General features: G+C 38.8%; 6 protein-coding genes. 3 read left to right on the top strand and 3 right to left on the bottom strand.

Features of this window, described 5'->3' with window-relative positions:
* From SVZ03_01850 to SVZ03_01840, 3 genes are all read right to left on the bottom strand, one after another.
* Positions 1–276, bottom strand: a 276-nt coding sequence (locus SVZ03_01850; protein MDY6932951.1) for a hypothetical protein, incomplete at its 3' end; no start/stop codon positions are given.
* Positions 276–485, bottom strand: coding sequence for a DUF2191 domain-containing protein (locus SVZ03_01845; protein MDY6932950.1), 210 nt, complete (start codon positions 483–485; stop codon positions 276–278). The genes SVZ03_01845 and SVZ03_01850, both read right to left, overlap by 1 nt.
* 139 nt (positions 486–624) lie before the next feature.
* Positions 625–1,194 (bottom strand): hypothetical protein, encoded by a 570-nt coding sequence (locus tag SVZ03_01840; GenBank protein ID MDY6932949.1) that lies wholly within the window; start codon positions 1,192–1,194, stop codon positions 625–627.
* A gap of 318 nt (positions 1,195–1,512) precedes the next feature.
* Here SVZ03_01840 and SVZ03_01835 point away from each other — a divergent pair, with 318 nt between their 5' ends.
* The 3 genes from SVZ03_01835 to SVZ03_01825 all read left to right on the top strand — a co-directional run bounded on the left by SVZ03_01835 (position 1,513) and on the right by SVZ03_01825 (position 6,188).
* Complete coding sequence (locus SVZ03_01835) at positions 1,513–1,947, top strand: hypothetical protein (protein ID MDY6932948.1); 435 nt, start codon at positions 1,513–1,515, stop codon at positions 1,945–1,947.
* Positions 1,948–2,484: 537 nt separating this feature from the next.
* Positions 2,485–5,628, top strand: coding sequence for a caspase family protein (locus SVZ03_01830; protein ID MDY6932947.1), 3,144 nt, complete (start codon positions 2,485–2,487; stop codon positions 5,626–5,628).
* Between the two features lie 173 nt (positions 5,629–5,801).
* Positions 5,802–6,188 carry a GxxExxY protein gene (locus SVZ03_01825; GenBank protein ID MDY6932946.1) on the top strand — a complete coding sequence of 129 codons (387 nt, stop codon included), beginning with the start codon at positions 5,802–5,804 and terminating at the stop codon, positions 6,186–6,188.
* Positions 6,189–6,210: the final 22 nt, after the last annotated feature.

The raw sequence follows: 6,210 nt of genomic DNA, 5'->3' as shown, positions 1-6,210 counted from the left end.
ATCTATTAATCCTACTCCTTTTTGAATTAGTTTATTTTTATAAGAATATTCCCCCGCCTTTATCCATATATCCTTTTCGTAAATTGTAGGTAAGTAATTGTAATATTCTTTTATTATTTGGTATTCTTTATTTGTTCTACATCCTTGAAGTAATTCGCCAAATATACAATCGATAGTATATACTTCACCCCTCTCAAGAAGATGAAGCATGTGATTAAAAATTATTTCATTTTTATTGAAATAATCAATCCAAATAGAAGTATCTGCAATAATCATCAAGATCTATTTATATCACGAATTTTTTGATATATAGTTTTATCTAATTTAAGGGGGGATTTTTCTATTTTACAATGCAATTCTTTTAATTTCTGAAGAGAAAGCCATTCTTCTAATGCAATTTTTAGGGATTCAGTAATATTTTTCCCCTTCGAATAATTTTTTACATCTTCAATTAGTTTATCAGGTAATAATGCTGTTACTTTCATATGATGAATATACGATTTTATATCGTATTTGTCAATATTTTTCAATTGTATTAAAATTTTTTTGTCTTGATTTTGAGAGCTAACATTGAGCTGTGGGGCACGAACCGCGTAGCGGTGATGTGTCCCAACAAGCGAGAGGTTATGTTTGTGGTGGAGCCAATGCTGGCCCTCGCCATTGTATATATTCATTGCCTTTTGGGGTAACCTCTATCAATTCCCCATTAAGAACTATTAAATGATGTGATTGGAGTGCGTTAATAATTGCTTTCCGTTCGTTAGCTTCCGGAATAATTAGCATCCAAAAGCTGTCAAACATAGAGATAGTTGTCCGAACGCTGAGAGATGATAACCAATCAAGAACCCTCTGAGTTTGTGGGACAAGAAAATAATTGAGATAACGATATTCCCAAAGCGCAGCTTTAGCTCGCTCAGCTTTAAAAACCTCAGGAGTTAATTTAAGGTTTGGAGGGAGCAGGTCGTCACTAGGGACGCTTATATTGACATCGTCAGGTTTTTCATCACTAGACCGAAGGCTCTGAGGTGTAGACAACTCGCCACCCCCAGGAAGCTTGATTTTTGCAATTCTTCCTATCAAAGCTCTGATAGCCTCCTTGAAAAGCAAAAGGAAAGTGAAGACAATCGCACCATAAATTATCTGTGAAGCTGTTAAAGCCTTTATAAGCTCCAGAATAATTTTTGAAGTTTCCAATTTTTTCTCCTTTAAATTATTCTGTTAAAGAACATAATTAGTTAATATATAGTTTCTATATAATTACAAATATAAATTACCAACAAGTCAAATTAAAAAATTTTGGAAATTATATTGCTGGACAACATTCAAAATATTTCGTCGCCTTTATTGTTTTTGGCGAGTGCTTTTTTACATATATCAGCAATTTTCATAATATCAAAGCGTTTTTATCTTCTTTGATATTACTTTACGCACAGAGTTGATCAGCATTTAAAATCTATAATCTTAAGTACGAAGGGTTCTAACCAGGATAAGAAGCATTATTTCCCAGGTTTGATGAGTCCTCCCCTAGGTCAGGAAGGATATTACCTAGGTCAGGAAGAATATTACCTAGGTCGGAAAGGATATTACCTAGGTCGGAAAGAATATTACCTAGGTCAGGAAGGATATTACCTAGGTCAGGAAGAATATTACCTAGGTCGGAAAGAATATTACCTAGGTCGGAAAGAATATTACCTAGGTCGGAAAGAATATTACCTAGGTCAGGAAGAATATTACCTAGGTCGGGAAGGATATTACCTAGACCAAAATGATTATTACCAGAGTCAGAAGAATAATTTAATAAGAATTGCCCTGTTTTTCCTTATTTTTCTTGATGATTCCTTTGCGATCTCATCATCAAGGGGCAATTATTTATTTCAAACTTTGTCGGCAACTACTCAGTTGTTTTTTCATATACACTATAAAACAAAAGACGTAAAAAGGAGATGAGTTGGAGCAGCATAAAAGCATGTTATTCCGGTTGTGGGGTAGCGGAATGGAGGAATCTCATCATGATTCTATTTGTTATAGACTCCTGTATTCACAGGAGTGACAGTTAACTGATGTCATTCACCTGTATGCTCAGGCGCAGGCTCTGCTAATGGAAAAATCTCATAACGCTAGAATGACAATTAAATGATATCGATAGCGTAACAACGCGGATAAAGGAAACGCTGAATAAAAAACGGAGTAATACACAGAAAGTCCCCCTTTGAGGGGATTAAGGGGATGCTTCATGTGCCGGTAATGATGTAGAAGTCGGTCAACTTCAGTAATCAGATAAATTTAATGATCACAAAAATTTCTTTTTGTTTTTCATAATCTGTTGTATAATTTCAACTTAATCGTTTGTGCTGCAAAAATATTTTTTGCTGGCTCTAAATTCAATAATTGCAAATTATACTCAAATTTGCATCAGGCAGCCTTGCAATATTGAAAAGCGTTCTTTGCGCAAGCGCGACATCATTAATGAACAAGGAGGTTCGCATGAAAAGCAGAAGATCATTATTGTTAATTATCACTCTCATCATTACTCTTCTTTCCGCATTAACACATCATGGAGAAACAAAAAGCAGAGTCAAAAAGATTGACTACTCAAAATATGAGAAGAACTCTCCCGTTGAGATGGTTTTGCAGTCCGGGCATACTTCTTCAGTAACAAGTGTAGCGTTCAGCCCTAACGGCAATATAATCGCTTCTGGTTCATATGATAATACAGTAAGACTCTGGAGTCTTGACGGCTGGCTGCTTAAGATACTCAAAGGGCATACAGGTGTTGTTAATAGTATAGCGTTCAGCTCTGACGGCAATACAATCGCTTCTGGTTCGGGGGATGGGACAGTAAGATGTTGGAGCCTTGACGGCAGGCTGCTTAAAACACTCAAAGGGCATACATCAATGGTTTATAGTGTAGCGTTCAGCCCTAACGGCAATACAATTGCTTCTGGTTCAATTGATAATACAGTAAGGCTCTGGAGCCTTGATGGCAGGTTGCTTAAAACATTCAAAGGGCATTCAGCCGATGTTAATAGCGTAGCTTTCAGCCCTGACGGCAATTCAATCGCTTCTGGTTCAGATGACAAAATAAAACTCTGTAGTCTTGACGGCAGTCTGATTAAAACACTCAAAGGGCATACAAACTATGTTCGTAGCGTAGCGTTCAGCCCTGACGGAAATATAATCGCTTCAGGTTCAATGGATAAAACAGTAAGACTCTGGAGGCGTGACGGCAGGCTGATTAAAACACTCAAAGGGCATTCATCATTAGTTTATAGCGTAGCCTTTAGCCCTGACGGCAATACAATCGCTTCCGGTTCAATGGATAAAACAGTAAGACTCTGGAGCCTGGATGGCAGGCTGCTAAAAACACTCAAAGGGCATACAACCTCAAACATAGCTTTCAGCCCTGACGGCAATTCAATCGCTTCTGGTTCAGGGGTTACATTAAGATTCTGCAGCCTAGACGGCGGGCTGCTTAAAACACTCAAAGGACATACATGTGCTGTTTGGAGTGTAGCCTATAGCCTTGATGGAAATACAATCGCTTCTGGTTCAGGGGATAATACATTAAGACTCTGGAGCCGTGACGGCAGGCTGATTAAAACACTCAAAGGGCATACTTCTCTTGGCACTAGTGTAGCCTTCAGCCCAAATGGCAATACAATCGCTTCTGGAGATAATAAAACAGTAAGACTCTGTAGTCTTGACGGCAGTCTGATTAAAACACTCAAAGGGCATACAAACTATGTTCGTAGCGTAGCGTTCAGCCCTGACGGAAATATAATCGCTTCAGGTTCAATGGATAAAACAGTAAGACTCTGGAGGCGTGACGGCAGTCTGATTAAAACACTCAAAGGGCATACAAACTATGTTCGTAGCGTAGCGTTCAGTCCTGACGGAAATATAATCGCTTCAGGTTCAATGGATAAAACAGTAAGACTCTGGAGCCTTGACGGTAATGGTAGGCTGCTAAAAACACTAAAAGGGCATTCTGCTATGGTTTCAAGTATAGCCTTCAGCCCAGATGGTAATACAATCGCTTCAAGTTCATTTGATAATACAGTAAGGCTATGGAGTTTGGAAGGCAATTTGCTCAAAACACTTGAGCATTCTGCTATGGTTTCAAGTGTAGCCTTCAGCCCAGATGGTAATACAATCGCTTCAGGTACATTAGATACAACAGTTAGACTTTGGAGCCTTGATGGCAGGCTGCTTAAAACATTCAAAGGGCATTCAGCCGATGTTAATAGCGTAGCTTTCAGCCCTGACGGCAATACACTTGTCTCTGGCTCAGGCGACGGCACAATGAGAATATGGAAAACGAAAACTGGAAGGTCAATATCGGTAACTACTTTTGATACAGGAGACTGGCATGTCTGCAGCGATAACGGAAATTTTGACTGTTCCTCCGGAGGCAGAAAATATGTCAGCTTTGTAAAAGGCCTTACACCCTATAAGCCGGATCAGTTCTGGAATACTTTTTTCACACCGGGATTGTTCTCAAAATTCATGAATGGGAAAAGACTAAAAAAGATTAACATTGAAAACAATATAAAAAACGCGCCGCGGGTGTATATTACAAAACCGAAAAGATCAATTACCACTGGCAAGGAGACTGTCAAAATAACAATAAACGCAAAGGCAAAGAAAAACGGCGTTGGAAACATATTCCTCTACCAGAACGGCAGAACACTGGATGAAGAGACAAGAGGATTTAAGATAACGAAAAGAGGAAAGACAAGAGAGTTTACCGTGTTCTTGCTGCCGGGACAAAACACCTTCATTGGCGCCGCTTTTGATAGAAGCAATCTGTCTGAGGGAAGAAGCTCGGAACTGATAGTATATTACAAGCCTAAAAGAATAACAAAACCAGACATGTACATTGTTTCAGTGGGAGTAAGCAGATACAGAGACGTCAACATCAGGCTAAAGTCCCCGAACAAGGATGCGGCTGCCATAAGCGGCACATTCAAAAGCGTATCATCCACATTATACGGCAGAGTGCATCAGACAGTTCTGACAGATCAGAAGGCTTCGAAGAACGGCATACTTGGCATACTGAACAATGTTTCAGGCAAGGTAAGAAGCATTGATACTGTGATAATATTCCTTGCGGGGCACGGGATAACAGAAAAGAAGATATACTACTTTTTGCCCTATGATGCGGACATTACGGATTTAAACGGGAGCTGTGTCACCATAGACGCCATCAGCGCTTTTATCAGAAAGCTTCCGGCTAACAAGGTTGCGCTGTTTCTTGACACCTGTCAGAGCGGCGGAGCCACGAGGAAGCTTGGCATGGTGGCAATGGCAAGGGGCATTGAGGACAGGCGGATAATTGCGACCCTGGCAAAGGAGAGGGGCATTGCGGTCTTCTCAGCTGCAAGCGCGGATCAATCCGCATTTGAGCTAAAGGAGTTGGATCACGGTATATTTACCTACAGCATGATAAGCGCGCTCAAGAACAGGAAAAATGAGATTAAGACCAGCAGGAATTTAATAAGCATAAGCAGACTTCTTGGCATTGTAAACGAGATGACAAGAGATATTGCATATCAAAAGCTTAAGATTGAGCAGAATCCTGTGATGTATATATTTGGCGATGATTTTGCCATTGGCGCGGCAAATTGAGCATTGCTGATTGTATTCTTTCCGTTTAGCAAGGCAATCATCCGGGTATTGTTAAGATTTTGATTGGTAAAAATAATTATTCAAGCTGACTGATTTTTATAGTTACGATCATTTATCAAATAATTTAAGATTCCCTAAATCCCCCCTTACATCTACCCACAAATTAGTGTAAAATAGGGGATAAGGGGATTGAATATAAAGAAGATAAACTAACTGAATTAATAATAAAGTCTGTTATTAAGGTTCATAATACTCTTGGTCCAGGGTTTTTGGAAAGTATTTATACAAAGGCATTATTAATTGAGTTAAACAATTGTAATATTACAGCAGAAAATGAAAAGGAAGTTATTATCTCTTATCAAGATGAACAAATTGGCTGTCCTAGGCTTGATATTCTTGTAGAAAATAGAATTATTATTGAACTCAAGACTGTGGAAAATTTTAGTAAATCACATTATGCTCAAATTCGTTCATATTTAAAAGCAACCGGACTTAAAGTTGGTATTCTTGTTAACTTTGCTAAGGAGGGGGCAGATTTTAGAAGAATAGAAATTTATTAAATATCTCCATATCTCTTTAATC

The sequence above is a fragment of the Spirochaetota bacterium genome, from assembly GCA_034190085.1.
Taxonomy (GTDB): domain Bacteria; phylum Spirochaetota; class UBA4802; order UBA4802; family JAFGDQ01; genus JAXHTS01.
Note: the sequence above shows the minus strand (reverse complement) of the source record. Positions and strands in the feature narration are given on the sequence as shown.

What these genes read in the sequence shown, in the direction of transcription:
- SVZ03_01835 (MDY6932948.1), top strand. Translation starts at nt 1,513, where the DNA reads ATGAGTCCTCCCCTAGGTCAGGAAGGATATTACCTAGGTCAGGAAGAA.
- SVZ03_01830 (MDY6932947.1), top strand. Translation starts at nt 2,485, where the DNA reads ATGAAAAGCAGAAGATCATTATTGTTAATTATCACTCTCATCATTACT.
- SVZ03_01845 (MDY6932950.1), bottom strand. Translation starts at nt 485, where the DNA reads ATGAAAGTAACAGCATTATTACCTGATAAACTAATTGAAGATGTAAAA.